Origin of the sequence: Staphylococcus aureus (genome assembly GCF_001027105.1) — a bacterium.
In the GTDB taxonomy this organism is placed as follows: domain Bacteria; phylum Bacillota; class Bacilli; order Staphylococcales; family Staphylococcaceae; genus Staphylococcus; species Staphylococcus aureus.
Genome location: NZ_CP011526.1, coordinates 1,525,505 through 1,551,859 on the forward strand (window position 1 = coordinate 1,525,505; position 26,355 = coordinate 1,551,859).

A 26,355-nucleotide genomic window follows, 5' to 3' on the forward strand; every position below is an offset into this window, starting at 1 on the left:
TGCGCTTTTAAAAGTTTCATTTTGTAAATAATTATACTCTCTTAATTTATTTGTGTCTTTTAGTTTCTCTCTATATAAATCTTCAAATACATCTGCCTGCTTAAATCGTTTTTCGTTAACTGTAAAGTCATTATCTTTATTGATGTCTTGATAAACCCTATAGCTACTCAATTCTGTTAAATCTCTATCATTTATTTTATTCATCTTCAAATGCTCCAAACGACACTACTTTCTTATCATCAAAACGAGCTTTTTTTGTGCCAATAAGTTTATTTCCTAATTGAGTAGTTATAGTATTCTTGATTGGCATATCTTTTGTTCTTTCAATTTTCTCGGATAAATCTATTACATTATTTATCTTTTCTTTTCTATTCCTTTCATCATTCGTACTAAACAACGTTGCTACAGTATTTGTATTAGCAGTATAGTTTAGCTCTTTTCTAGCTCGTTGCATACCTTCTTTAAACTCTTTATCATTTTTATGTATCAATGGTTCGTAATATTTTCTATATTCTTTTAAATTTCTTGATAAATATGTAATATAAAAATATTCATTTTGATACCCGACGTTTTGCGTCTTGTTAATTGCTTCTTTAGTAAAACCTGTATATTGATATTGCTTTTCATTTTCTTTTAAAAATTTATATAAATTATCATACTTTTCTTTTTGCGCTCGATATTCAAAGCCACTCAGCACTGTACCCACCATCATACTCATATCATCACCGTTGTCATTACTACGCATTGATCCTTTTTGATGGATGGCATCTTTGTACAAAGGTAGACTTGCATTAAATACAATGCCATGATCTTCGCAATGCACATAAACTTCTACACCATCATCTTTACCTACAACATTTGTAGCTTTAACTTTTAGTCCAAAGTTATCTTTAAAGAATTGTTCACCTACTTTTTCAAATTCTTTACGATGCTTCTTCACAAATTCAATCGCATCTTTTTCTGCAGGTGGTTGAAAGCCTTGTCCTACATATTTTGAAGCTTCCATTTCTTCTGGTACTGATTTTGTTTCTGTATTTGTTTCTGTATTTGTTTCTGTATTTGTGTCTTTTTTTGATTCATTATTCATCGCTGAACATCCTGATAACAGTAGCGTTGCTATTAAGATTAATTTCGCCTTTTTAAACATAGCTCATCACCCATTTATGTGTTTATATAGAATATTAAAAAGCATTTTAAAAAAAATTTATTCATCTTTACGATACACTCCATATTCTATTGGATCATTATCATCATAAAAGGCTTTTTTAGTATTAATAGTAGGCTTTCCTATTTGAATTGTAATTGTAGATTTTTCTGGCTTATTTTTAAAATTATATAGTTTATCACTCAGTTCAATTACATCATCAACTGTATTGTCTTTAGTAAAATTTTCCTTTGTACTAAACAATGTTGTTACTGTATCTGTATTAGCAGCGTAATTCACTTCTTTTCTGGCTTGTTCCATTCCTTCTTTAAATTCTTTATCATTTTTATGAATCAATGGTTCGTAATACTTACGATATTCTTTTAAGCTTCTTGACGAGTAAGTGATATAAAAATATTCATTTTTATATCCGACATTTTGCGTCTTGTTTATTGCTTCTTTTGTAAAGCCTGTATATTGGTATTTCTCTTCATTATCTTTGAAAAATTTATATAAATTGTCATACTTTTCTTTTTGTGTTCGATATTCAAAGCCACTCAACACTGTACCAACTAAAGTACTCATATCATCGCCTTTGTCCTCACTTCTTAATGAGCTATCACTCTCAATTATTGATTTATCAAATGGAATACTCGCATTAAATACGATATCGTGGTCATCACAATGCACGAATACTTCTACGCCTTTTCCACTACCTACAACATTGGTAGCTTTAACTTTTAGACCGAAATTATCCATAAAAAATTGTTCGCCTCGTTTGGCAATTTTATCTTTATGCTTTTTCGCAAATTCAACCACATCTTTTTCTGCAGGTGGTTGGAAGCCTTGACCTACATATTTTGAAGCTTCCATTTCTTCTGGCACTGATTTTGTTTCTTTATTAGATTCGTTATTGGTAGTTGAACATCCTGATAGCAGTAATGTTGCTATTAAGATTAGTTTAGTTCTTTTAAACATAGCTCATCACCCATTTATGTGTTTGTAAAACTTTTATGTTTGAAAAAGCTACTTATTCTCAATGAAAACAAGTAGCATTTAATAAATTAATTAGTATACAGCTAGTTTTTCTAATTGTTCTTTAACTTGAATTAAGTTTGACCGTATTAGAGAGGCAGATTGATCCATCGTTTGAATTGCTTGTCCTTCATTTTCGTTCAAGCCATTACAAACAACTTCAAACTGTTGTGCCATTTGATCAAGACGCGCATGAGCTTGTGTGTTTAAAATAAACATATCGTCATAATGTGATGGTTCAAATATCATTTGTACAATCAAAGGCTTCATGTTCTTAACAATATCATCTAAATGGTTATCTAAAATTGGTGACACTGCTTTTAAATCATTAAGAAAAGGCTCCCATTTGCCTAAAGTATTATCTAATTCTTCTAATTTAGTTTTAATATAATTACAAGTTACATTAGGAATCAGGGACAAAAATTCTTTCTTTTTTACATTTAACATTTCAATTGCATGTCTTAAATTCTTACGTATTTTGGGAATTGTATTAATCAAATATTTTATTACATCGACAATTTTCGATGCATATTCATCATATATACCTTGAACATAGTCTGCTATTTTTTTAATACCATCATCGATATGGTCTTTTAATATTTTCATTTTTCTTCCTAAATAATTAGAAGGTATAACTAGACCCTGTACCATATTTTCGCCGCTACAATTAATTTGAAAATTTCCATCTAAAATTGTTGCATCTTGTTGTTTCATAATACTTCTAATATCTGCAATTTGCCTACCATAAATATCATTTTGATTTTTTATTTGGTCTATATTCTGTTTCACTACTTTCAAATGTTTCATCATTTCTTCAGATACTCCATCTCTGAAGTCGTGATCTATATTTTTGAAAATTTCTAAAATTTCATTATCTATACTATCATACACTTTTTCTATAAAAGATTTTATACCTTTAAACAACTCATTAATTCTTTCTTTTAATGCATCCAATGCAAAATCAGGTAATAAGTGTTTAACAGCACTAATACTTTCTATTGTTTCATCTGCAACTTCTTCAAGTGAGTTTATTTTACTAATTAAAGTTCTTTCCATTTCTTCTAACTGAAATAAGTTAATCTTATCCTTAAATCCTTCTGATAATTGTTTCTTTCTATCTGCAAAATTTTTATTTTCATTTTCTGAGATGTTAAAACTTTCATTTAAAAAGATTACGCATTCTGCTAACATACCACTTGTTTCACCAGTAATCAGTTTACTCAACGCATCAAGATTTTCTAAATTAAGTTTAATTAAAGTTCCTCTTCCAGAACGTGCAATCGAATCTCCTGTCCAAACATTTATTGGAATTCGCCCATCCATATCTAATGTTATGTTAATAGTCTTTTTTACTTTTTTTCCATTTTTAATTTCTGTATCTTTTACCGACTTTATTTTGATTAGTGGTACAGTATCGTATGTGTTATCTTTTCTATTTAACTTCCTTTTATAACCTACATGGCTGTCTATTAAAGTATCTAACCTGGGCACACCATCATTAATGTTAACGCGTTTTCCTGGCATATCTTTGATGAATGGATCTTGTAACCATGTTAATAAATCGTTGGTACTATTAAAACTAATCATATTATCAAAGCGTGGTCTAGCAAATTTCTGCCAAGCAGCATAAGGAATCATTGCTGAGTCAGTAGCAACAACTTTTTCATTCGGATGTTTCGCTCCTTGATATTTTGCTCCTGCACCGCCTTCCGAATTACCGCCATCCGCCACAATGGTTTTGTTTTTGAAGTTACTTGATTCCATTCTATATTTTTTTAAAAAATCACTATTTGATAATCTATCTGCATCTTCTAACTTTATTTTATATTGATTTGATAATTGATCTGTTTGCTTTAAATAATCTGTGCTTTCATTATCATTATTCATTAATTTAGCATTTTGGAGCCAATCATCTCCAAACCCCGATGATTTTAATGGATTATTTGGATTAATTGCCTCATTAGATGTTCCTTGATAAATTATTGTCTGTTGACCAGTTGGTTTACTTTTATCATCTAATAACTCATATATTTTAATATCAGCAGCACCATTCAAATTACTATTCTTATCATCATTATAACTGTCTACTTGTTTAAACCTTTTTCCATTAACTTTAAATTCTTTTTTTATATCAATATTTTGATAAACCCAGTAACTACTTAATTCTGTTAAATCCCTATCATTAATTTTATTCATCTTTACTGTGCACCCCATATTCTATTGGACGATTATCATCATAAAAGGCTTTCTTAGTATTAATAGTGGGTTTCCCTATTTGTATTGTGATTGTAGATTTATCTGGTTTATTTTTTAAATTATATAATTTATCACTTAGTTCGATTACATCATCTACTGTATTGTCTTTAGTAAAGTTTTTCTTAGTAGAAAAAAGTGTAGCAACAGCATCTGTATTTGCAGCGTAATTCACTTCTTTTCTTGCTCGTTCCATTCCTTCTTTAAATTCTTTATCATTTTTTCGAATCAGTGGTTCATAATACTTTCGATATTCTTTTAAACTTCTAGAAGAGTATGTAATATAAAAATATTCATTTTTATATCCGACATTTTGTGTCTTGTTAATTGCCTCTTTTGTAAAGCCTGTATATTGATATTTCTTTTCATTTTCTTTGAAGAATTTATATAAGTTATCATACTTTTCTTTTTGCGCTCGATATTCAAAGCCACTCAGCACTGTACCCACCATCATACTCATATCATCACCATTGTCATTACTGCGCATTGATCCTTTTTGATGGATGGCATCTTTGTACAAAGGTAGACTTGCATTAAATACAATGCCATGATCTTCACAATGCACATAAACTTCTACACCATCATCTTTACCTACAACATTTGTAGCTTTAACTTTTAGTCCAAAGTTATCTTTAAAGAATTGTTCACCTACTTTTTCAAATTCTTTACGATGCTTCTTCGCAAATTCAATCGCATTTTTTTCTGCAGGCGGTTGGAAGCCTTGGCCTACATATTTTGAAGCTTCCATTTCTTCTGGTACAGATTTTGTTTCTGTTTTTGTGTCTTTTTTTGATTCATTTTCCATCGTGGAACATCCCCCTAAAATTAATGTCGTAGCTAAAACTGATCCAATGAATTTTTTCATATGACACCTCGAATAATTTAATTAATACAATATATCTATATTTTACCCTATTTTTATAATCAAATAAATAACTTTATCAAACTTTATATTTTTGTATAAATTAGTAATATATTTAATAGTTGATATTCGCAAAAACCCTAAGTTCTAATCCACATACAAAATTCCCCACATCAATCAAAAAACGCATGCTATAAATTAGAGTCTCTAATCAATAACATGCGTTCTGAAATAACTATATTCAATTTTATTCTGGTTTTGGTAGTTTAATAATAAATGTTGTGCCTTTCCCTAATTCGCTTTTAACATCTATGGAACCACCATGCTCTTCGATAATCATTTTACAAATGAACAAACCTAAACCGGTACCTTGTTTACCTCGCGTTCTCGCTGCATCAACTTTATAAAAACGATCAAATACTTGTTGTAAATGTTCTGGTGCAATGCCTGTACCTGTATCTTTAATGTATAAAATATCTTCGCTTTCATTTTCATCACAAGTAATTGCAATTTCATCTCCAGGTTTCGTATAACGTGATGCATTATCAATTAAGTTCGTTAGTACTTGGTCCATGCGATCCATATCATAACTCCAAACACGCTTCTTACAATAATTAAAAGTCATATTTAGACCTAAATCATCAGCTTGTTGGCGATACTTAATTTTCATCTTATCTAGTAACGCTGCAATAGGCTGAACTTCTTTATTTACGGATAACCCTTCAGCATCCATGCGTGCGACATTTAACAATTCATTAACTAAACGATTTAAACGTTTCGATTCATCAAGGACAATGGCAAGCGATTCTTTTATTTCATCCGGTTCTGTAACAATACCATCTACAATTGATTCAGTATAACCTTGAAGTAATGATATCGGTGTACGTAATTCATGTGATACATTAGCAATGAAATCTTTCTTCATTTGATCTAGATTGTGCTCATTAGTCATATCACGAACTGTCACAACAACACCACTTTTACCTCCCTGTTCAATCTTGTCGATATAGCTTGTGGTCACAACAAAGAATCGTGCATTCATTTCTAAATCGCGCATTTCAGTTTGTTTTGATTTAAAAGTATCTTCTATTTGTCTTAATAAGAAAGCTTTAGCATCTTCATCAATATTGTCCATAATATCATTCGCCATCTTATTAGATAAGATAATTTGTCGACTCTCATTAATACCTAGGACACCTTCTACCATAGAGTTAATTAAGCTGTCTCTAATATTTTTAGATGTGGATAATGCGTCGACATGCTCTTCGATTTCTGTACTCATCTGATTAAATGCCTGCGATAATTGACCAATTTCATCTTTCGTTGTGACAGAAGGTTTATAAGAGTAATCCCCTTCAGATACACGTGTAGCTTGGTCTCTTAAACGTCTTAAAGGTTTTGTAATTCTTGACGATAAGAAAAACGCAAAGACTGTTGTAATTGTTAAGAAAATAACAGCCGTAATTATGGTGATAATCGTAATAGCATTATTTGTATCTTCGATTGATTTCAAGTCTTTATATATAAAGACTCCACTATATTTGCTATGACTATTCTTCTGTGCTTTTGTTGGATAGCCTAACAAAATATATGTTTGAGATGAGCCCTTTTCTTTAATCGTTACATTTCGAGTAACAGATTTACCTTTATCAAACACATCGTCAAAATGGTCGTTGTTGACTACTTCATTCAACATTTGCTTTTTAATATTAGAAAGTGAAGCCGTTGATTGACGATGTTTATTATTTATAATCATCAACCCACCAGGATTTTCAATTAATGTTTGACTATATTTTATTGCTTCTTCTTTATTATGTGATTGTTCGACCAGTGAACTTATACGTCTAGCATCTTCTCTTATGGCATTTTCGGTTTCTTGTGTGAAATAGTATTGCATAAAGGTAATTAAAGCAATACTTAATAAAATTAAAACTGTCGTCACTATTAAAATAATAGTTAACCACAGTTTAATTACGACACTATTTAGCCGGCTCATCATTAGATTTAACCTCAAATTTATACCCAACGCCCCAGACTGTTTGAATCATATGCGCAGCTTCACTAGACACACGATTTAACTTTTCTCTAAGTCGTTTAACATGAGTATCAACTGTTCTTAAATCACCATAGAATTCATAATGCCAAACTTCTTTTAATAATTGTTCACGGTCAAATACTTTATTTGGTGTTTTAGCTAAATATATTAATAATTCGTACTCTTTAGGAGTCAAATTAACTTCTTGATTATCAGCAAGTACGCGATGTGCATCATTATCTATTTCTAAATGTTTAAATTCAATCACATCACGTGCGTGAGGTTCGCTTTGTTCTACAGTTGTAGATTGCGTTCTTCTTAGAAGTGCTTTAACTCTTAAGACTACTTCTCTTGGTGAAAATGGTTTGACGATATAATCATCTGCACCAGATTCAAAACCTTCAACACGGTTTGTTTCTTCACCTTTAGCAGTCAACATAATAATCGGTGTTTGTTTATGTTCACGCAATTTAGTTGCCACCTGGATACCATCCATTTCAGGCAACATTAAATCTAGTAGTATGCAAGCATAATTATTCTCCATTGCAAGTTCATAAGCCTCTTGGCCATTACTTGCTTCATGGATTTCAAAAGATTCTCTTTCTAAATACATTTTAAGTAATCTTCTGATTCTATCCTCATCATCTACGATAAGTATTTCGTTCGACATACAGGTCATACCTCCCACACATGCTTTTCTTTACAAAAGTATTATATCACAGGAAAGCGCATACAGTTATTAAAAACCTAAAATTTTGTGAAAAAATTCTCAAACTTTGTGATAAATACATATTTTATTTAATTATTTCCCATGTTCTGCTAAATGACGCATCACTTTTACTTCATGAGGCGTCAATACACGTCCTTCACCAGCATTCAAACCGACAACATTTAAAGGCCCATATTCAATACGAGACAGTTTCGTCACTTGATGACCAAAATGTTCGAACATTCTTCTGACTTGGCGATTACGACCTTCTGTAATTGTAATTTCAACCAATGTTGTGTTTTTATCTTTATCTTGTTTCTTAACTTTCACTTCAGCCGGTTGCGTCATACCATCTTCTAATTCAATACCTTTTTCTAGCGCTTTCACTTCTTCTCTCATTAAATAACCTTTTAATTTCGCAACATATTTTTTCTTAATTTGATATCTTGGATGTGTCATTAAATTAGTAAATTCACCATCATTTGTGAGTAATAACAATCCAGAAGTATCATAGTCTAAACGACCAACAGGATAAATACGTGCTTCTATATCTTTAAAGTAATCTGTAACCACTGTACGTCCTCTATCATCAGATACACTTGTTATCACTTGAGTTGGTTTATGGAATAAAATGTAAATTTTGTCTTCTAGTTCTATTTTAATACCTTCAACTTCAATCGTATCTGATGGCTTCACTTTTGTTCCTAATTCAGTGACAGTCGTACCATTCACTTTCACTTTTCCTTCAGAAATTAAAGTTTCTGCCTTACGTCTTGAAGTATAACCGCTATTAGCTATACGTTTTTGTAATCGTTCTAATTCTTTAGTCATTATTTTCTCCTTTTTGATTGACTAGATTACTGAAAAAAGCATCCATTTCTTCATCGTCTTCTTCAGTTGTCGGCAAATCTTCTATATTGGAAATACCAAATACATTTAAAAATAAATCAGTAGTAATTAACTGTTGGCTACGCTGTTCATTAACCACTTTAGCCTCAACTAGTCCTTTGGCAATCAATGTCTTAACTGCACCATCTGAATTGATACTACGAATTAATTCAATATCACTTCTTGATAATGGCTGGTTATAAGCAATAATTGATAGTACTTCCATTGCTGCTTGTGATAATTTCATTTGTGACTTTTGTTCAATTAATTGTTCAATATACGTTGCCGCTTCTTTTTTAGTCGTTAAAACATACGTCATTCCAAATCGTTGTATCATTAATCCATGTGATGAATAATTTTCAATTAATTCAACGAGTTGGTCTTTCGACATATCTAATATTTCTAATAGTTGTTTTTCATCTAAACCTTCATCGCCAGCTGTAAATAAAAGCGACTCTAATATACCATGATTATCCAAAATGGTAGTTCACTCCTCTAATAATGTTAATATCTTCAAAATTACGTTGTTGCTCAATATTAATTATTCCTGCTTTTGACATCTCTAAAATAGCTAAAAAGTGAGTGACTACTTGTTCAATTGGCTCAGAAAACGTAAACAGACTAAAGAAGTTAAAATGATCTTTATCTTTCAATCTCGATGTCACTTGTTCTGTAGCTTGTTGAATGGTAAATGTCTCTTTTCGGATTTCAACAGATTTAGGTGTATTTAACTCAACTCTATTTTTAACTCTTTGATAAGCTACAATTAATTCAGTTAAATCAATCGTATGATTTGGATCCCAAGATTCATCTGTTTCCAAATGAGATAAATCTGTCGGTCTTTTTGTAAAATAAAAATCTCTTTCTTCTTTCATGTCATTTAAAATAGCAGTATATTCTTTATAATTTTGATATTCTATTAAACGCCCAACTAAATCTTCCCGTGGGTCATCATCAACATCCATATCTGATGTTGATTGTGGTAATAGCATCTTACTTTTAATCATTAAGAGTTCTGACGCTAATACTAGGTATTCACTTGCAATATTAATTTCAAGCTGTTTCATTGCATGAACGTACTGCATATACTGCTCTGTTAATGCTTGCATAGGAATATCATAAATATCTATTTCAAATTTTTGGATAAGATGCAGCAATAAATCTAATGGTCCATTGAAAGCATCTAATTTAACTTCATACATAATATCTACCTCGTATTGCGTCATATGTGCATAATTCTCTAAAATATTATAGCATGAAAATAACTTACTTTTAAATTGGGGTGATAACAAAATGCAACAGGCACTGATAAATTTCTATTATCAATTTCATACTAAGCAACATTATTTCCTATGTCATGACATTTTAGAAGATGCATGGAAAGCTGAAAATAACTACAGTAAGCAAGATGCAGTTGTTAGTTTAATCTTGTTTGCAACTGCTTGTTACCATTATCGCCGCAATAATTTAAAAGGCGCCTATAAGTCTTTTAATAAATCTAAAGAAATAATACAAAATGCTAAAGATAGAGATGCGTTATACCTTAATTTAAATGATTATCAGTTGTTAATTGAGCAACAGATTGCAAAATTGAATGCAGCAAAGCCTTTTTCATCTGTTATATTACCAATAACTCCAGTCTTTGAACGCATCATCAAGGCCAACTATCCAGACTATGATTATAATCAGGAAACAGCAACAGATCCTTTTATTGTAGACCATCACATGCGCCGTGATCGTTCAGAAGTGATTGCAGCAAAAGAAGAAGCGATTCAATTAAGAAAACATAGACGTAATTAATCAACCAATTTAAAAAAGCCACAATAGCACAGACATTTTTAGTCATGTGTATTGTGACTTTTGAGTTATTGTTCACTTTATGCTCTAGGATGAAATTGGTTATACATTTTTCTAATTTGAGATTTCGAAACATGTGTATAGAGTTGGGTAGTAGATATGTCAGAGTGACCTAACATCTCTTGCACTGCTCTTAAATCTGCGCCATTTTCCAATAAATGTGTCGCAAAAGAGTGGCGTAACGTATGTGGCGTTAACGTCTTTTTAATGTTTGCCTTTACACCATTTTGTTTAATCATTTTCCATATTGCTTGTCGTGATAAAGGTTTACCATGCATATTTAAAAATAAGACTTCAGTAACAGTCTTTTTTAAAAGTTGCGGTCTAATCGTTTCAATATAAGTAGTTAAGTACTCAATGACTGCGTCGCCTAATGGTACAATTCTTTCTTTATCGCCTTTACCAAATACGCGTACAAATCCCATTATTAAGTTCACGTTTTCTAACTCTAAATGTATCAATTCAGATACACGCATTCCCGTTGCGTACAGAAGTTCTAACATCGTACGATCACGATATCCATTAATTTTATTTAAATCTGGCGTTTCTAATAAAGCCAACACTTCGTCAACATTTAAAACGTCAGGCAATTTTTTGTCATATTTTGGTGAATCTAATAATACCGTTGGATCTTTCGCCGCATATTTTTCTCTTATAGCAAATTGATGAAAACTACGGATTGTTGAAATAAATCGCGCAATAGATTTAGCAGATTGCCCTTGGTCTATTAAATGCCCCAAACACTCTTGAATTAATTGTCGATCTATAAAATCAATATGCGAGATATGATGTTCAGTCATATAATCTTGATACTTTTTCAAATCACGTCTATAAGCACCAATTGTGTTAGAACTTAGTCCTTTTTCAATTTGTATAAAACGCAAATATTCTTCAATAATTGTTTCCATAACCACACCTCTAAAAAAAGCGAAGGTTAATTTAACCTACGCAATTTACTATCCTTTACCTTTAGCTTGGCACGTTTCACACACACCATGGAAAGTTAAACGATGATCTAAAATTTTAAAATTGAACTCATTTTCAACTCGATTTTCAACTTCTGGTAACAAATCTTCATCGATTTCATCTACACGACCACATTCCATACATACTAAATGATGGTGGAAATGTTTTGCGCCTTCTTTTCTTAAATCAAAACGAGCGACGCCATCACCAAAGTTAATTTTGTCGACAACTTTTAGTTCAGCTAACAACTCTAACGTTCTGTATACTGTCGCCAAGCCAATTTCAGGCGCTTTATCTTTTACTTTCAGATATACGTCTTCAGCACTTAGATGATCTTTTTCATTTTCAATTAGAACTCTAACAGTAGCTTCGCGTTGTGGCGTTAGCTTATATGATGATTGTTGTAATTGTTGCTTAACGCGATTTAATCGTTCTTCCAACGATGTCCACTCCCCTACTAATAATTAAAATCATTACAAATTATTTCAAACTTCACAATTAAAACTAACAGTTTTCTCAATAAAATGCAAGCTTTTCTCATTTGTTATTTAGAATGATTATAATTTAATAATAGGTGTTGCAATGCAATGATAGTCTTCGCATCTTCTATTTCTTTATTCATTAGCATCGATTTAACATTCTCAATCGGAACTTTAATGACTTCGACAAATTCATCTTCATCTAAGTGAACTGTACCTTCTTCTAAATTATCCGTAAAATATATTGATAATTGTTCATCGCAAAAACCTGGTGAACCATACATATCTACAACATGTGTTAACTCTTTGGCAATATATCCTGTTTCTTCTTCTAATTCACGTTTTGCCGCTTCGACTCTATCTTCATCATCTTCTAATTTACCAGCTGGAATTTCTAGCAATGGTTTTTCTACTGGTTTACGATACTGTTTCACTAATACGACTTCTTTTTTAGGTGTCACTGCACAAACAGCAACTGCACCATTATGATAAACTAATTCTCTTGTTGACGTTTCACCGTTTGGTAATGTCACTGTATGAATTTCTACATCTACAATTTTGCCATTATAAATAACTGTTCGATCAATTGTTTTTTCATTTAAATCCATTATAATCACGTTCCTTTAAATTCATATTATATATTGATACACTATGCTTGTTAGCTAAAGTGTATCGAAAGGAGAACAGACATGCAAAAAAATATATTAAAAAGTGGTATTTCATTATCTGAATTAGGTCTAGGTTGCATGAGTTTAGGTACAGATTTAAAAAAAGCCGAACAAATTATAGATTGTGCTGTTGAAAATGGTATCACTTATTTTGATACAGCAGATATGTACGATAAAGGTATAAATGAATCAGTTGTTGGTAAGGCACTTCTTAAATATCAACAACGCGATGATATTTTTATTGGTACAAAAGTAGGCAATCGTTTAACAAAAGATGGCAGTACAACATGGGATCCGAGTAAATCCTATATTAAAGAGGCAGTTAAAGGTTCACTAAAGCGTTTAGGTATCGATCATATCGATTTATATCAACTTCATGGCGGAACCATTGATGACCCATTAGACGAAACAATAAGCGCATTTGATGAATTGAAACAAGAAGGAATTATACGTGCTTACGGTATTTCTTCTATTCGCCCAAATGTAATTGATTATTATTTAAAACATAGTCAAATCGAAACGATAATGTCTCAATTCAATTTGATTGATAATCGTCCAGAATCATTATTAGATGCAATTCACAACAATGATGTTAAAGTATTGGCAAGAGGACCTGTGTCTAAAGGATTATTAACTTCAAACAGTGTTAATGTGCTCGACAATAAATTTAAAGATGGTATTTTTGATTATTCTCATGATGAATTGGGTGAAACAATAGCCTCTATTAAAGAAATTGAAAGTAATTTATCTGCATTGACATTTAGTTATTTAACATCACATGACGTGCTTGGTTCCATCATTGTAGGTGCAAGTAGCGTCGACCAATTAAAAGAAAATATTGAAAACTATCATACTAAAGTTAGTTTAGATCAGATTAAAACAGCAAGAGCTCGTGTAAAGGATTTGGAATATACCAATCATTTAGTGTAGAAGTCATTTTCAGTAATAAAAACAGCAGCATGAGGCGTTTCATTATAAAAATGCCTTACTGCTGTTGTTTATGTACAATTCGCTATAATTTATGATTATGATTACTCACTTATGATAGAAATTAAAGCGTTGTCCTCACGCATCAGTATTTAGTAATTTCGCCTTGCGGCATTGCCTTAAGCAAACTTCTGCCACTTCATCTCTTAATAATTTTATTAAAACATCTTTCTATATTTCACTTCGCATGTTGATTCATCATTATTAGTTATTATTTGTACACCCAGCACATTTCCTTGCAACACAAGTAGTTTGAATTTTTCACAAGTATAATATAATGTACCGTCTGAAATTTGGTCTACAGAAATATCGCCTAAAATATCCAGCACTGTAAATTCTTCAAATACTGATAGTTGTTCCGCATATCGTACACAAAGTCTTACCACACTCTCCGATTGACAGTTCATTGCCATCCCACCTATTTATGCTTTATTTTTAAATAATTTAGGGAAACATCGTTCAAAAAATCTAGGCGCAATTTGATACATTTTCAACGCATGATGCATCCATTTAGGCCGATTAATTTCCAATTGTTTTGTTTTAATGCCATAAATGATATCTTCTGCAAGCTGATTAGCATCAAGCATAATTTCCCCCATCTTTTTAGCATACTTCATTGATGGGTCGGCTTTTTGATGAAAAGGTGTATCAATCGGGCCAACATTAACTGTCATGATATGTAAGTTTGGTGACTCTAGTCTTAAAGCATTCATTAATGCATAAAACCCTGCTTTCGATGCCCCATAATGTGCAGCATTTGCTTGTGTGGAAAATGCAGCTTGACTTGAAATACCTACAATATGTGCGTTAGATGTTAAATATGGTCTCAACACAGTATATAAAACATTAAAACTAATTAAATTAAGCTGATACGTTTCAATCATTTCTGAAAAACTATGGTCTGAAATAGATTTGAAATAACCTAAACCTGCACTATAAATGAATCCATCGAATGATGTATTGTCTTCAAATTGCAGTGCCTGTATCGACTTCAAATCATTTAAGTCACAAGGAATAACATTTATAGTTTTCCCCAATTCCTGTTCAAAGATTCTAGTTGCTTTATCAACATCACGCACCAACAACGTTACATGCACTTTATTTTCTAGTAACTTTCGGACAATCGATAAACCTAAACCACTCGTACCACCAGTCACTATAAAATGTTGTCCTTTCATCAATTAACCTTCCTTTTCAATTATATAGAATGCAATTTATCAACTTTACATAATTGAGACAAGTTGATTATCTTTCCTAATATATATACAATAATAAGAAAATATAACATACAAATCAAAAACTAAAGGGATGTGACGTTAATGAAACTCGTATTTTATGGAGCTGGTAATATGGCACAAGCTATATTTACAGGAATTATTAACTCAAGCAACTTAGATGCCAATGATATATATTTAACAAATAAATCTAATGAACAAGCTTTAAAAGCATTCGCTGAAAAACTAGGTGTTAACTATAGTTATGATGATGCGACATTATTAAAAGATGCAGATTATGTATTTTTAGGTACCAAACCACATGACTTTGATGCTCTAGCAACACGCATCAAACCACATATTACAAAAGACAATTGCTTCATTTCAATTATGGCAGGTATTCCGATTGATTATATTAAACAACAATTAGAATGCCAAAATCCAGTTGCTAGAATTATGCCAAACACAAATGCGCAAGTTGGACACTCTGTTACTGGCATTAGTTTTTCAAACAACTTTGACCCTAAATCTAAAGATGAAATTAACGATTTAGTTAAAGCATTTGGTTCTGTAATTGAAGTATCAGAAGATCATTTACATCAAGTAACAGCTATCACCGGAAGCGGCCCAGCATTTTTATATCATGTATTCGAGCAATATGTTAAAGCTGGTACGAAACTTGGTCTAGAAAAAGAACAAGTTGAAGAATCTATACGCAACCTTATTATAGGTACAAGTAAGATGATTGAACGTTCAGATTTGAGCATGGCTCAATTAAGAAAAAATATTACCTCTAAAGGTGGTACGACACAAGCTGGCCTTGATACATTGTCACAATATGATTTAGTATCTATTTTCGAAGATTGTCTAAACGCTGCCGTCGACCGTAGTATTGAACTTTCTAATATAGAAGACCAATAAAAACAAACCCGCCAACACATGTATGCATCATCGCAAGCACTGTGTTTGACGGGTTATTTTTATAATTTATTGTTATTTGGCAAGCATTGTTTATTACTTTGTCATTAGATTTTAAAACTATCAAAATCTTTTACAAAATTAAAATTAGGTGTATCTTCATTTTGTATCAATGTTTGATAAATTTCATTTATATCTTCTGTATTATAGCGATTGCTCAAATGTGTAATCAACGTACGTTTAACATTGGCTTCTTTTATCAATGCAAATACGTCTTCAATATGGCTATGATGATAATTGTTGGCTAAATGCTTTTCACCATCTATATAGGTCGCTTCATGTACCATCACATCAGCATCTCTAGAAATCACACGTTCATTAGAACATGGTTTTGTATCACCAAAAATTGCTACAACTGGACCCTGTTTGGACTCACCTCTAAAATCTTTTGATTGATAAACTTGACCATTATGTTCAAATGTATCATGAGATTTTACTTCTTGATATTTAGGACCTGGTTCAAGACCAATGTTTTTTAACGCTTCAACATTGATTGTACCTGTAGTTTCAGGTGCCATTACTCTATATCCATATGATGGAATACCATGATTAAGTAAATGCGCCTCTACAGTAAAACCATCATGATGATATGTCAGATGATCATCGATTTCAATATATGTAATTGGATAGTTTAAATGTGACTCTGATAAATTCATAGACATTTCCACATATGCTTTAATTCCTTTTGGTCCAACCAATGTAAGCGGCTTCTGTTCACCGCCCTGAAAAGAACGACTAGAAAGTAATCCTGGCAAACCAAAAATATGATCGCCATGCATATGAGTAATAAATATATGTGTCACTTTTCCTAATTTAATTGCATGATGTAAAATTTGGTGCTGTGTACCTTCACCAACGTCGAAAAGCCATATGGAATTGGAATATGGTTCTAAATTTAAGGCGATTGCTTGTGTATTTCTCTCTTTTGTAGGCAAACCTGCACTCGTTCCAAAAAATGTAACTTCCATATATGCCCCTCCTTTTCTTCAATTCATTTTATCATAAAATTTGTATCAATTTAGTTTTAATTTATACTTGAATCAAAATCTGTTAAAAATTCGTCTTTGCTAGTTAATTTTTCTAACTTTAACGTAGACATAACTATATAAATTTTGATAATTACGTTATACTTATCATTAATAAGTATCACATTAAACATGATACATGAATCGATATTTCATTTAAGACACTGCATACAGTCGAGCATATTGTATGACCTACTGAATGGATTATCTTATAATAATAAATCATATATCTAATTAAGAATTGAGGTTTTAATCTTGAGTACTAAAAACAAACACATCCCATGTTTAATCACAATCTTTGGTGCAACTGGTGACTTAAGCCATCGTAAGTTGTTTCCATCAATATTCCATCTCTACCAACAAGACAATTTAGATGAACATATTGCCATCATCGGTATTGGACGTCGTGACATTACTAATGATGATTTCCGTAATCAAGTAAAATCATCAATTCAAAAGCACGTAAAAGATACAAACAAAATTGACGCGTTTATGGAACATGTCTTCTATCATAGACATGATGTTAGTAATGAAGAAAGCTATCAAGAATTACTAGATTTTAGTAATGAATTAGATAGCCAATTTGAATTAAAAGGTAATCGACTATTCTATTTAGCAATGGCACCACAATTCTTTGGCGTTATTTCTGATTATCTAAAATCTTCTGGTCTTACTGATACAAAAGGATTTAAACGCCTTGTTATCGAAAAACCATTCGGTAGTGATTTAAAATCAGCCGAAGCATTAAACAATCAAATTCGTAAATCATTTAAAGAAGAAGAAATTTATCGTATTGACCACTATTTAGGAAAAGACATGGTTCAAAATATCGAGGTATTACGTTTTGCGAATGCGATGTTTGAACCATTATGGAATAACAAATATATTTCAAACATCCAAGTTACATCTTCTGAAATACTAGGTGTTGAAGATCGTGGTGGTTATTATGAATCAAGTGGCGCGCTAAAAGATATGGTGCAAAACCACATGTTACAAATGGTTGCATTATTAGCTATGGAAGCACCTATTAGTTTAAATAGTGAAGATATCCGTGCTGAGAAAGTAAAAGTACTTAAATCACTGCGTCATTTCCAATCTGAAGATGTTAAAAAGAACTTTGTTCGTGGTCAATATGGCGAAGGCTATATCGATGGTAAACAAGTTAAAGCATACCGTGATGAAGATCGCGTTGCAGATGACTCTAACACACCTACCTTTGTTTCAGGTAAATTAACAATTGATAACTTTAGATGGGCTGGTGTACCATTCTATATTCGTACTGGTAAACGTATGAAATCTAAAACAATTCAAGTTGTCGTTGAATTTAAAGAAGTACCAATGAACTTATACTATGAAACTGATAAACTGTTAGATTCAAACCTATTAGTAATCAATATCCAACCTAATGAAGGTGTATCTTTACATCTAAATGCTAAGAAAAATACACAAGGTATCGAAACAGAACCTGTCCAATTGTCTTACTCAATGAGCGCTCAAGATAAAATGAATACTGTAGATGCATATGAAAATCTATTATTTGATTGTCTTAAAGGTGATGCCACTAACTTCACGCACTGGGAAGAATTAAAATCAACATGGAAATTTGTTGATGCAATTCAAGATGAATGGAATATGGTTGATCCAGAATTCCCTAACTATGAATCAGGTACTAATGGTCCATTAGAAAGTGATTTACTACTTGCTCGTGATGGTAACCATTGGTGGGACGATATTCAATAATTGAATTAAAACGCACATGTTAAACAAAAATAAATGAGCGAATGACAAGGATTGATTACGAATCAAGTAAATCAATTGTTCTATCATTCGCTTTTTTTCTAGACTATATTATGAAATTATATTTTACAATGCCCAAAACTATTTTAATAATCATTGAACAAATGGGTGTATAATTTATAGAAATAATGTAGAATAAAAATAAATGATTGAATTAATTGGAGTGAAAGTTTTGGACGTTATCAAGCAAATACAACAGGCAATTGTTTATATTGAAGATCGTTTATTAGAGCCTTTCAATTTGCAAGAATTAAGTGATTACGTTGGTCTTTCGCCATACCATCTTGATCAATCATTTAAAATGATTGTCGGCTTATCTCCAGAAGCTTATGCACGCGCGCGTAAAATGACACTCGCTGCAAATGATGTGATTAATGGTGCTACACGACTTGTAGATATCGCTAAAAAATATCACTATGCAAATTCAAATGATTTTGCAAATGATTTTAGTGATTTTCACGGCGTATCACCTATTCAAGCCTCTACTAAAAAAGATGAATTACAAATTCAAGAGCGATTATATATCAAATTATCAACTACTGAGAGAGCACCTTATCCATGCAGATTAGAAGAGACAGATGATATTTCATTGGTTGGATATGCACGATTTATAGACACTAAGTATTTGTCACATCCTTTTAATGTTCCGGATTTTTTAGAAGACTTGCTCATTGATGGTAAAATTAAAGAGTTACGACGATATAATGACGTTAGTCCATTTGAACTATTTGTTATTAGTTGTCCTCTTGAAAATGGTTTAGAAATATTTGTAGGTGTACCAAGTGAACGTTATCCTGCACACTTAGAAAGTCGATTTTTACCTGGCAAACATTGTGCGAAATTCAATTTACAAGGTGAAATTGATTATGCAACTAATGAAGCTTGGTACTATATTGAATCAAGTTTGCAGTTAACATTGCCATATGAACGAAATGATTTATATGTTGAAGTGTACCCTCTCGATATTTCATTTAATGACCCATTCACTAAAATTCAGCTTTGGATTCCTGTTAAACAGAGTCCTTATGACGAAGATTAAATAATAAAAAACAAAGAAGCCCCCTAATATATCTATAGGTCTACAAATGGCCTTAGATTCTATTAGGGGGCATATTAATATGTTAATTTAGTTCGATAACACATGCTTCATATGGACGTAACTGTTTTAAATTAACTTTGGCATCATAATTAAATAGCTTTACTTCTCCATGGCTTAAATCAAATGGTACAGTTAATTCTGCTTCGTGGTTAGTAAGATTACCTACAATAAGAACTTGCTTTTCATTTAATGTTCTCGTGTACGCAAAAACTTGTGAATTTTCAGCATCTACTAAATCAAATTGACCATATACGTATACATCATTAGACTTTCTTAATTGAATTAAATCTTTATAAAATTGTAATACTGAATGCTCATCTTCTAATTGTTGTGCAACATTGATAGTTTTATAATTCGGATTCACTGGGAACCACGGTTCACCATTTGTAAATCCTCCATTTAACGTATCATCCCATTGCATTGGTGTGCGAGAATTATCTCGGTTCTCATCTTTATATTTCGCAAGTAAAGCGTCTACATCTCCACCTTGAGCTTTCACTATTTGATAGTCATTTTTAACAGCAACATCGTTAAACGTTTCAATACTTTCAAATGGATAATTCGTCATACCAATTTCTTGACCTTGATAAATGAATGGCGTACCTTGTTGCAAGAAATAAACAGCTGCATGACTTGTTGCTGATTCATACCAATACTTGTCATCGTCACCCCACGTCGATACACGTCGTGGTTGGTCGTGATTTTCAATAAACAACGCATTCCAACCTTTATTTTCAAGTTGTTTTTGCCATCTATTTAATACAGATTTATACGAATTTACATCAAAGTGAGAATCACCACTATTCCACAGTCCCAAATGTTCAAATTGGAATATCATATTAAATTTACCATTTTCTTCCCCGACCCAGTCATCAGCATCATCAGGGCTTACACCATTCGCTTCACCAACAGTCATAATGTCATACTTACTTAATGAGCGATCTTTCATCTCTTGTAACCAAGTTTGTATACCTGGCTGATTCATATCTACATCAAATGCTGGGGCATATGTTTTACCCTCAGGTACAGGTAAGTCACCCGCTTCAAACGTCTTCTTAATATGCGTAATTGCATCTACTCTAAATCCATCAATGCCTTTATCAAACCACCAGTTCATCATTTCAAATACAGCATCTCTAACTTCCGGATTACCCCAATTCAAATCAGGTTGTTTTTTACTGAATAAATGGAAATAATATTGCTCAGTATTAGCATCATATTCCCATGTAGATCCATTAAATATACTTTCCCAGTTGTTAGGTTCAGAGCCATCTGGCTTTGGATCTTGCCAAATGTACCAATCACGTTTGGGATTGTCTTTACTAGATTTGGATTCTATAAACCAAGGATGTTCATCAGATGTATGATTTACAACTAAATCTAAAATAAGCTTCATGCCTCTATCATGAACACCTTTTAATAAACGATCAAAGTCTTCCATCGTTCCAAATTCATCCATAATCTCTTGGTAGTCACTAATATCATAACCATTGTCATCATTAGGTGATTTAAACATTGGACTGAGCCAAATGACATCGATACCGAAATCTTTTAAGTAGTCCAATTTATCAATCATTCCAGGTAAATCCCCAATACCATCGTGATTACTATCATTAAAACTTCTTGGATATACTTGATATGCTACTGCTTCTTTCCACCATTGCTTATTCATTTTAAAACTCCTTTGCTATCGCTGTGTTGATTTTCTTATTTTTAATTCTGTATCTATAATGACGAGTTCAATAACATCCTGTGCTTTGTTTTTCAATATATTTAAAATTGCTGCACCAGCCTGTTGACCTAACATTCGAGGCTTGATGTCAATACAGGTTTGTGGTGGTGACGCAATTTCGGTTAAATAAGAATCATTGAACGTTGCTGTCATTACATCTTTCGGAATTTCAATATTAAGTTCATATAGGACACTTAAAATCGCTAAATGTAACATAGCATCTAACGAAATGATTGCCTGTTTAATATTTGGGTCCTTCAAACGCGTATGTAGATTTTGCATGTAATTAAAAATAACTTCTCTTTCATTACTAGTCTCAATAATTTGATAATTAATTTTATTTTGAGAAGCTATCGTTTCAAATCCTTGAATTCTATCTTTTGAAACTTCAAAATTTCCTTTTTCTGTAATAAATATTAATTCATCTACACCTTGTTCAATAACATGTCGTGTCAAATTTTCAGAAGCTAATATATTATCATTATCTATATGTGTAAATTGATGATCTATATCCGATGTAGGCTTACCAATCACAATAAATGGCATGCTTTCATCAATTAACATTTGTTTAATCGGATCATTTTCTTTTGAATAGAGCAGTATAAACGCATCAACCATTCGTTGTTTAATCATTTTATAAACTTCATCCATTAAATCATTCATATTATTTGAGACTGTCGTTTGTGTACCATAGCCATGCTGGTTACACGTTTCAGAAATTCCTAGCAATACATTGATGTAGAATGGATTCAGTCGAATAGGCTCCTCAGACCCTTTTAACACTAAACCAATTTTATATGTTTGGTTTGTAATTAAAGTTCTAGCAGCGGTATTAGGAAAATAATTCAATTCTTCCATAACTTTCTTCACTTTTGAAATTGTCGCTTCGCTAATACGTTGATTTCCTTTTATAACTCTTGAAACTGTCGAAGGAGAAACACCGGCTTTTAGTGCAACATCTTTAATCGTAACCATTTAATCACCTCCTGTTAATTTCTGCATTGGAAAACGCTTCCAACCACTGTATAATACCAGTTTAGTCACACTTTCTAAAAAAGTCAAAAGATTTGTGCAAACGATTGCATAAAACGATAAAAATAAAACCTTCATACTGAAATTCAATCCGAAAATCAATATAAAGGTTTGTATAAATATTAAAATCGATTGTTTAGTCACTAACTGCAAAATAGTTACCTTGGCCATCTTGAAAATTAAATACACGTTGACCATTCATTTCTACTATATCATGCCCAGTTAAACCTAAATCATTTAATTTTGAGTATAATGCATCAAAGTTTTTCTCTTTAAACATTAAAGATGGTGTTCCTAGGTTCACTTCCGGGCTATGCTTTTCAATAAATTCTTTTGCCATAATCGTCAATGACGTTTCAGCATCTTTGGTAGGTGATACTTCAACTGCAACATAGTCCTCAGCTAACGGTGTTTCACTTACAACAACAAATTCTAAAGTTTCTGTCCAAAATGCTTTCGCTTTTTCGACATCATCAACATATAACATAACTTGATTTAACTTTTCCATAAAATAGTACCTCTATTTCTCTATAGTACATGCTATCATAACACAGTAAATATTTTATTACTTCACAAAATGCTTAAAAATATGGCGGGATGCTTTTAAGGTCAAGGATAATACTTGTGTAATTTTTTATAGGTTGTAGCTACTCTATCACACTCTCTTTTATATTTATCAAAAGATATAAAAAAGGATAGTATCTTTCAACTATCCTTTAATCAATATTATTCTTCAATCCATTGTGTATGGAATACGCCTTCTTTATCTTTTCTTTCGTACGTATGAGCACCGAAGTAGTCACGTTGTGCTTGAATTAAGTTTGCAGGTAAATCAGCAGCACGGTAACTATCATAGTAATTAATACTTGATGAGAAACCAGGTGTTGGTACACCATTTTGAACACCAGTTGCGACAACATCACGTAACGCATCTTGATATTCAGTAACGATGTTTTTAAAGTAAGGATCTAGCAATAAGTTTTGTAATCCTGGATTATTATCGTAAGCATCTTTGATCTTTTGTAAGAATTGTGCACGGATAATGCAACCTTCTCTCCAAATCATAGCTAAATCACCAAGTTTTAAATTCCATTCATTATCTTCACTTGCTTTACGCATTTGCGCGAAACCTTGTGCATAAGAACAAATTTTACTCATATATAATGCTTTACGAATTTTTTCTAAAAAGTCTTTCTTGTCACCATCAAATGATGCTTTTGGACCATTTAATTCTTTAGAAGCATTTACGCGCTCTTCTTTGATTGAAGAGATAAAACGTGCAAATACAGATTCAGTAATGATTGTTAATGGAATACCTAATTCTAATGCGTTAATTGAAGTCCATTTTCCTGTACCTTTTTGACCTGCAGTATCAAGAATTTTTTCAACTAATGCTTCTTTATTTTCATCTAATTTCATGAAAATATCACCAGTGATTTCAATTAAATAACTTTCTAATTCACCAGCATTCCAGTCTTTGAACGTTTGAGCAATGTCTTCATGAGACATGCCTAATAATTCTTTCATCATAGCATAACTTTCTGCAATTAATTGCATGTCAGCATATTCGATACCATTGTGTACCATTTTCACATAGTGTCCAGCACCATTAGGTCCAATATAAGTAACACATGAAGCACCGTCTTTTGCCTTTGCAGCAATTGCATCAAGAATATCTGCAACTTTGTTATAAGCTTCTTCTTGTCCACCCGGCATTAATGACGGACCAGTTAACGCTCCAATTTCACCACCAGAAACGCCCATACCAATAAAGTTGATTGCACTTTGTGCTAATGCTTTATTACGTCTGATAGTATCTTGATAGTTTGTATTACCACCATCAATTAAAATATCTCCATCATCTAATAAAGGTAACAAACTATCAATCGTTGCGTCCGTAGCTTTACCTGCTTGAACCATTAATAAAATTTTACGTGGTTTTTCTAAAGAATTAACAAATTCTTCCAATGAATACGTTGGATGAATATTTTTCCCTTTTGATTCTTCAACCATTAAATCAGTTTTTTCACTTGAGCGGTTAAATACAGATACACTATATCCGCGTGATTCAATATTCCAAGCTAGGTTTTTACCCATAACGGCTAAACCAATAACTCCAATTTGTTGTGTCATATTACTTACCTCACTTGTTGATTTTTCATTAGTATTGTATCACAAAATAGACATACACTACACTAAATCATTTCGAATGTCGCGCAACTATTTTGATTATTTCTAACACTTGACTTGCAAGCAAGTTCAATGATTTAATCGGCATTCTCTCATTTGTTGTATGGATTTTTTCATAACCCACTCCTAAAATGACTGAAGGAATACCAAATGTATTAATAATACTGCCGTCTGAACCGCCACCAGAAATAATTGTATTTGCAGATAATCCTAAATTACGAGCACTTTCTTGTGCAATTTTAACAACCGCTTCATTATCATTAATTTTAAATCCTGGATAACTTTGCTCCACTGTAACTACTGCTTTCCCACCTAATTCTGATGCAGTAGTTTCAAACACATCAGTCATATGTTTGACTTGTGTTTTTATTCTTTCTGGATCGTGAGAACGTGCCTCTGCTTCTAAAATGACTTCATCTGCAACAATATTCGTAGCTGAACCGCCATGAAACTTACCAATATTGGCAGTAGTTATTTCATCAACTTGTCCTAATTTCATTCGACTAATTGCTTTCGCCGCAATATTAATAGCACTAACACCCTCTTTTGGCGTACTTGCATGAGCCGTTTTGCCAAAAATTTTAGCTGAAATTAACATTTGCGTCGGTGCACCTACAACCGTAGTACCGACATCAGCACTTGCATCAATAGCATAACCAAAGTCCGCGTCCAACAACTCTGAATTTAATTCTTTAGCACCAATTAAACCTGATTCTTCTCCAACAGTAATCACAAATTGAATTTGTCCATGTGGGATTTGTTGTTCCTTTATCACTTGCAAAACTTCAAGCATCGCTGCTAATCCTGCTTTATCATCTGCACCTAGAATAGTCGTACCATCAGAGTATATGTAGCCGTCATCTTTTACAATTGGCTTTACATTAATTGCGGGTACAACAGTATCCATATGGCTCGTCAAATATAATTTAGGTACTTCGCCTTCTTCGATAGTACTATTCATTGTACACACTAGATTATTGGCACCTAATTTAGGATGTTTAGCCGCTTCATCTTCTTTAACATCTAACCCTAATGCTATGAATTTTTCTTTTAAAATAGGTTGGATTGTTGATTCATTCCCTGTCTCAGAATCGATTTGTACAAGTTCAAAAAACGTATTAAGTAATCTTTGCTCATTAATCATAATGGAACCCCTTTTATCAAAATTTTCATGTACGCCAAACGGTAAAAATTGATGAAATAAAATGTTACAGTAATTGACGTTACACAGATTTATCAGGTTTGTAAATTGTGTCATATTATTTTCAATTTATTATATATAATTATTGTAACTCAAACTAAGCTTTGTCAAAAATATATTGATTGATTTTTCAAAGATATCGTATAATGAGGAAAATGACATAAGCAAACTTACTCATGTTTTTTATTATATTCCTTTATGATG

26 protein-coding genes and 1 pseudogene are annotated in these 26,355 nt (G+C 32.1%); 5 read left to right on the plus strand and 22 right to left on the minus strand.

What is annotated here, in order from left to right; all coding sequences use genetic code 11:
• Positions 1-86: 86 nt before the first annotated feature.
• The 10 genes and pseudogenes from AA076_RS16195 to AA076_RS07600 form a co-directional block, all read right to left on the minus strand.
• Positions 87-204, minus strand: a pseudogene (locus AA076_RS16195) (hypothetical protein); the annotation flags it as partial.
• A complete protein-coding gene (locus AA076_RS07560; protein WP_000472939.1) occupies positions 197-1,147 on the minus strand; it encodes a DUF1672 domain-containing protein in 951 nt (316 codons plus the stop codon). The pseudogene AA076_RS16195 and the gene AA076_RS07560, both read right to left, overlap by 8 nt.
• A gap of 57 nt (positions 1,148-1,204) precedes the next feature.
• Positions 1,205-2,122 carry a DUF1672 domain-containing protein gene (locus AA076_RS07565; protein WP_000476873.1) on the minus strand — a complete coding sequence of 306 codons (918 nt, stop codon included), beginning with the start codon at positions 2,120-2,122 and terminating at the stop codon, positions 1,205-1,207.
• A gap of 90 nt (positions 2,123-2,212) precedes the next feature.
• Positions 2,213-4,375, minus strand: coding sequence for a hypothetical protein (locus AA076_RS07570; RefSeq protein ID WP_001033768.1), 2,163 nt, complete (start codon positions 4,373-4,375; stop codon positions 2,213-2,215).
• On the minus strand, positions 4,368-5,297 hold the full coding sequence (locus AA076_RS07575; RefSeq protein ID WP_001548912.1) for a DUF1672 domain-containing protein: 930 nt from the start codon (positions 5,295-5,297) through the stop codon (positions 4,368-4,370). The genes AA076_RS07570 and AA076_RS07575 overlap by 8 nt, the downstream gene beginning before the upstream one ends.
• Before the next feature lie 244 nt (positions 5,298-5,541).
• A complete protein-coding gene (srrB, locus tag AA076_RS07580; RefSeq protein ID WP_000987769.1) occupies positions 5,542-7,293 on the minus strand; it encodes a two-component system sensor histidine kinase SrrB in 1,752 nt (583 codons plus the stop codon).
• Entirely contained in the window at positions 7,274-7,999 is a 726-nt protein-coding gene (srrA, locus tag AA076_RS07585) for a two-component system response regulator SrrA (protein WP_000064078.1), read from the minus strand. Before srrA ends, srrB begins: the two co-directional genes overlap by 20 nt.
• A gap of 132 nt (positions 8,000-8,131) precedes the next feature.
• Positions 8,132-8,869 (minus strand): pseudouridine synthase, encoded by a 738-nt coding sequence (locus AA076_RS07590; protein ID WP_000159577.1) that lies wholly within the window; start codon positions 8,867-8,869, stop codon positions 8,132-8,134.
• Positions 8,862-9,404 (minus strand): SMC-Scp complex subunit ScpB, encoded by a 543-nt coding sequence (gene scpB, locus AA076_RS07595; protein ID WP_000368653.1) that lies wholly within the window; start codon positions 9,402-9,404, stop codon positions 8,862-8,864. Before scpB ends, AA076_RS07590 begins: the two co-directional genes overlap by 8 nt.
• Positions 9,397-10,128 (minus strand): segregation and condensation protein A, encoded by a 732-nt coding sequence (locus AA076_RS07600; RefSeq protein ID WP_000273371.1) that lies wholly within the window; start codon positions 10,126-10,128, stop codon positions 9,397-9,399. Before AA076_RS07600 ends, scpB begins: the two co-directional genes overlap by 8 nt.
• A 91-nt stretch (positions 10,129-10,219) precedes the next feature.
• On the opposite strand from AA076_RS07600, the gene AA076_RS07605 reads away from it, so the two are divergent.
• Positions 10,220-10,726 carry a DUF309 domain-containing protein gene (locus tag AA076_RS07605; RefSeq protein WP_001183429.1) on the plus strand — a complete coding sequence of 169 codons (507 nt, stop codon included), beginning with the start codon at positions 10,220-10,222 and terminating at the stop codon, positions 10,724-10,726.
• Positions 10,727-10,803: 77 nt separating this feature from the next.
• On the opposite strand, the gene xerD is transcribed toward AA076_RS07605, so the two are convergent.
• From xerD to AA076_RS07620, 3 genes are all read right to left on the minus strand, one after another.
• The gene (xerD, locus tag AA076_RS07610) at positions 10,804-11,691 is read right to left on the minus strand and encodes a site-specific tyrosine recombinase XerD (protein ID WP_000447733.1); all 888 of its coding nucleotides are present in this window, start codon (positions 11,689-11,691) and stop codon (positions 10,804-10,806) included.
• 48 nt (positions 11,692-11,739) lie between these two features.
• Complete coding sequence (gene fur, locus AA076_RS07615; protein WP_000392691.1) at positions 11,740-12,189, minus strand: ferric iron uptake transcriptional regulator; 450 nt, start codon at positions 12,187-12,189, stop codon at positions 11,740-11,742.
• A 104-nt stretch (positions 12,190-12,293) separates the two neighbouring features.
• A complete protein-coding gene (locus AA076_RS07620; RefSeq protein WP_000365246.1) occupies positions 12,294-12,836 on the minus strand; it encodes an NUDIX hydrolase in 543 nt (180 codons plus the stop codon).
• 81 nt (positions 12,837-12,917) lie between these two features.
• On the opposite strand from AA076_RS07620, the gene AA076_RS07625 reads away from it, so the two are divergent.
• Complete coding sequence (locus AA076_RS07625; protein WP_001171351.1) at positions 12,918-13,826, plus strand: aldo/keto reductase; 909 nt, start codon at positions 12,918-12,920, stop codon at positions 13,824-13,826.
• A 215-nt stretch (positions 13,827-14,041) separates the two neighbouring features.
• Here AA076_RS07625 and AA076_RS07630 read toward each other — a convergent pair whose 3' ends face one another.
• Entirely contained in the window at positions 14,042-14,290 is a 249-nt protein-coding gene (locus AA076_RS07630) for a hypothetical protein (protein ID WP_000995800.1), read from the minus strand.
• Positions 14,291-14,305: 15 nt separating this feature from the next.
• Positions 14,306-15,061 carry an SDR family NAD(P)-dependent oxidoreductase gene (locus tag AA076_RS07635; RefSeq protein WP_000678232.1) on the minus strand — a complete coding sequence of 252 codons (756 nt, stop codon included), beginning with the start codon at positions 15,059-15,061 and terminating at the stop codon, positions 14,306-14,308.
• Positions 15,062-15,202: 141 nt separating this feature from the next.
• Here AA076_RS07635 and proC point away from each other — a divergent pair, with 141 nt between their 5' ends.
• Positions 15,203-16,018 (plus strand): pyrroline-5-carboxylate reductase, encoded by an 816-nt coding sequence (proC, locus tag AA076_RS07640; protein ID WP_000779748.1) that lies wholly within the window; start codon positions 15,203-15,205, stop codon positions 16,016-16,018.
• A 104-nt stretch (positions 16,019-16,122) separates the two neighbouring features.
• Here proC and rnz read toward each other — a convergent pair whose 3' ends face one another.
• Entirely contained in the window at positions 16,123-17,043 is a 921-nt protein-coding gene (gene rnz, locus AA076_RS07645) for a ribonuclease Z (protein ID WP_000454064.1), read from the minus strand.
• Between the two features lie 312 nt (positions 17,044-17,355).
• On the opposite strand from rnz, the gene zwf reads away from it, so the two are divergent.
• Both zwf and AA076_RS07655 read left to right on the plus strand, forming a co-directional pair.
• A complete protein-coding gene (gene zwf, locus AA076_RS07650) occupies positions 17,356-18,840 on the plus strand; it encodes a glucose-6-phosphate dehydrogenase (RefSeq protein WP_000105070.1) in 1,485 nt (494 codons plus the stop codon).
• Between the two features lie 229 nt (positions 18,841-19,069).
• Positions 19,070-19,936 (plus strand): AraC family transcriptional regulator, encoded by an 867-nt coding sequence (locus AA076_RS07655; RefSeq protein WP_001836253.1) that lies wholly within the window; start codon positions 19,070-19,072, stop codon positions 19,934-19,936.
• Between the two features lie 82 nt (positions 19,937-20,018).
• Here AA076_RS07655 and AA076_RS07660 read toward each other — a convergent pair whose 3' ends face one another.
• The 6 genes from AA076_RS07660 to AA076_RS07685 all read right to left on the minus strand — a co-directional run bounded on the left by AA076_RS07660 (position 20,019) and on the right by AA076_RS07685 (position 26,094).
• Entirely contained in the window at positions 20,019-21,668 is a 1,650-nt protein-coding gene (locus AA076_RS07660; RefSeq protein ID WP_001041911.1) for a glycoside hydrolase family 13 protein, read from the minus strand.
• A 15-nt stretch (positions 21,669-21,683) separates the two neighbouring features.
• Positions 21,684-22,703, minus strand: a complete 1,020-nt coding sequence (locus tag AA076_RS07665; protein WP_000256338.1) for a LacI family DNA-binding transcriptional regulator — start codon at positions 22,701-22,703, stop codon at positions 21,684-21,686.
• On the minus strand, positions 22,704-22,958 hold the full coding sequence (locus tag AA076_RS15035; protein ID WP_001791638.1) for a hypothetical protein: 255 nt from the start codon (positions 22,956-22,958) through the stop codon (positions 22,704-22,706). It lies immediately after the preceding gene.
• Positions 22,897-23,268, minus strand: coding sequence for a VOC family protein (locus AA076_RS07675; protein ID WP_000413437.1), 372 nt, complete (start codon positions 23,266-23,268; stop codon positions 22,897-22,899). Before AA076_RS07675 ends, AA076_RS15035 begins: the two co-directional genes overlap by 62 nt.
• A 218-nt stretch (positions 23,269-23,486) precedes the next feature.
• Entirely contained in the window at positions 23,487-24,893 is a 1,407-nt protein-coding gene (gene gndA, locus AA076_RS07680) for an NADP-dependent phosphogluconate dehydrogenase (RefSeq protein WP_000193707.1), read from the minus strand.
• A gap of 67 nt (positions 24,894-24,960) precedes the next feature.
• Positions 24,961-26,094, minus strand: coding sequence for a tripeptidase T (locus AA076_RS07685; protein ID WP_000606676.1), 1,134 nt, complete (start codon positions 26,092-26,094; stop codon positions 24,961-24,963).
• Between the last annotated feature and the right edge of the window lie 261 nt (positions 26,095-26,355).

Excerpts from the sequence above, each read along its gene's own strand:
- AA076_RS07635 (WP_000678232.1), bottom strand. The coding sequence starts at position 15,061 with ATGAAAGGACAACATTTTATAGTGACTGGTGGTACGAGTGGTTTAGGT.
- xerD (WP_000447733.1), bottom strand. The coding sequence starts at position 11,691 with ATGGAAACAATTATTGAAGAATATTTGCGTTTTATACAAATTGAAAAA.
- AA076_RS07560 (WP_000472939.1), bottom strand. The coding sequence starts at position 1,147 with ATGTTTAAAAAGGCGAAATTAATCTTAATAGCAACGCTACTGTTATCA.
- AA076_RS07570 (WP_001033768.1), bottom strand. The coding sequence starts at position 4,375 with ATGAATAAAATTAATGATAGGGATTTAACAGAATTAAGTAGTTACTGG.
- AA076_RS07600 (WP_000273371.1), bottom strand. The coding sequence starts at position 10,128 with ATGTATGAAGTTAAATTAGATGCTTTCAATGGACCATTAGATTTATTG.
- AA076_RS07685 (WP_000606676.1), bottom strand. The coding sequence starts at position 26,094 with ATGATTAATGAGCAAAGATTACTTAATACGTTTTTTGAACTTGTACAA.
- AA076_RS07575 (WP_001548912.1), bottom strand. The coding sequence starts at position 5,297 with ATGAAAAAATTCATTGGATCAGTTTTAGCTACGACATTAATTTTAGGG.
- srrA (WP_000064078.1), bottom strand. The coding sequence starts at position 7,999 with ATGTCGAACGAAATACTTATCGTAGATGATGAGGATAGAATCAGAAGA.
- AA076_RS07620 (WP_000365246.1), bottom strand. The coding sequence starts at position 12,836 with ATGGATTTAAATGAAAAAACAATTGATCGAACAGTTATTTATAATGGC.
- AA076_RS07590 (WP_000159577.1), bottom strand. The coding sequence starts at position 8,869 with ATGACTAAAGAATTAGAACGATTACAAAAACGTATAGCTAATAGCGGT.
- AA076_RS07605 (WP_001183429.1), top strand. The coding sequence starts at position 10,220 with ATGCAACAGGCACTGATAAATTTCTATTATCAATTTCATACTAAGCAA.
- srrB (WP_000987769.1), bottom strand. The coding sequence starts at position 7,293 with ATGATGAGCCGGCTAAATAGTGTCGTAATTAAACTGTGGTTAACTATT.
- AA076_RS15035 (WP_001791638.1), bottom strand. The coding sequence starts at position 22,958 with ATGGTCAACGTGTATTTAATTTTCAAGATGGCCAAGGTAACTATTTTG.
- AA076_RS07660 (WP_001041911.1), bottom strand. The coding sequence starts at position 21,668 with ATGAATAAGCAATGGTGGAAAGAAGCAGTAGCATATCAAGTATATCCA.
- gndA (WP_000193707.1), bottom strand. The coding sequence starts at position 24,893 with ATGACACAACAAATTGGAGTTATTGGTTTAGCCGTTATGGGTAAAAAC.
- AA076_RS07565 (WP_000476873.1), bottom strand. The coding sequence starts at position 2,122 with ATGTTTAAAAGAACTAAACTAATCTTAATAGCAACATTACTGCTATCA.
- rnz (WP_000454064.1), bottom strand. The coding sequence starts at position 17,043 with ATGGAAGTTACATTTTTTGGAACGAGTGCAGGTTTGCCTACAAAAGAG.
- AA076_RS07675 (WP_000413437.1), bottom strand. The coding sequence starts at position 23,268 with ATGGAAAAGTTAAATCAAGTTATGTTATATGTTGATGATGTCGAAAAA.
- proC (WP_000779748.1), top strand. The coding sequence starts at position 15,203 with ATGAAACTCGTATTTTATGGAGCTGGTAATATGGCACAAGCTATATTT.
- AA076_RS07630 (WP_000995800.1), bottom strand. The coding sequence starts at position 14,290 with ATGAACTGTCAATCGGAGAGTGTGGTAAGACTTTGTGTACGATATGCG.
- AA076_RS07665 (WP_000256338.1), bottom strand. The coding sequence starts at position 22,703 with ATGGTTACGATTAAAGATGTTGCACTAAAAGCCGGTGTTTCTCCTTCG.
- AA076_RS07625 (WP_001171351.1), top strand. The coding sequence starts at position 12,918 with ATGCAAAAAAATATATTAAAAAGTGGTATTTCATTATCTGAATTAGGT.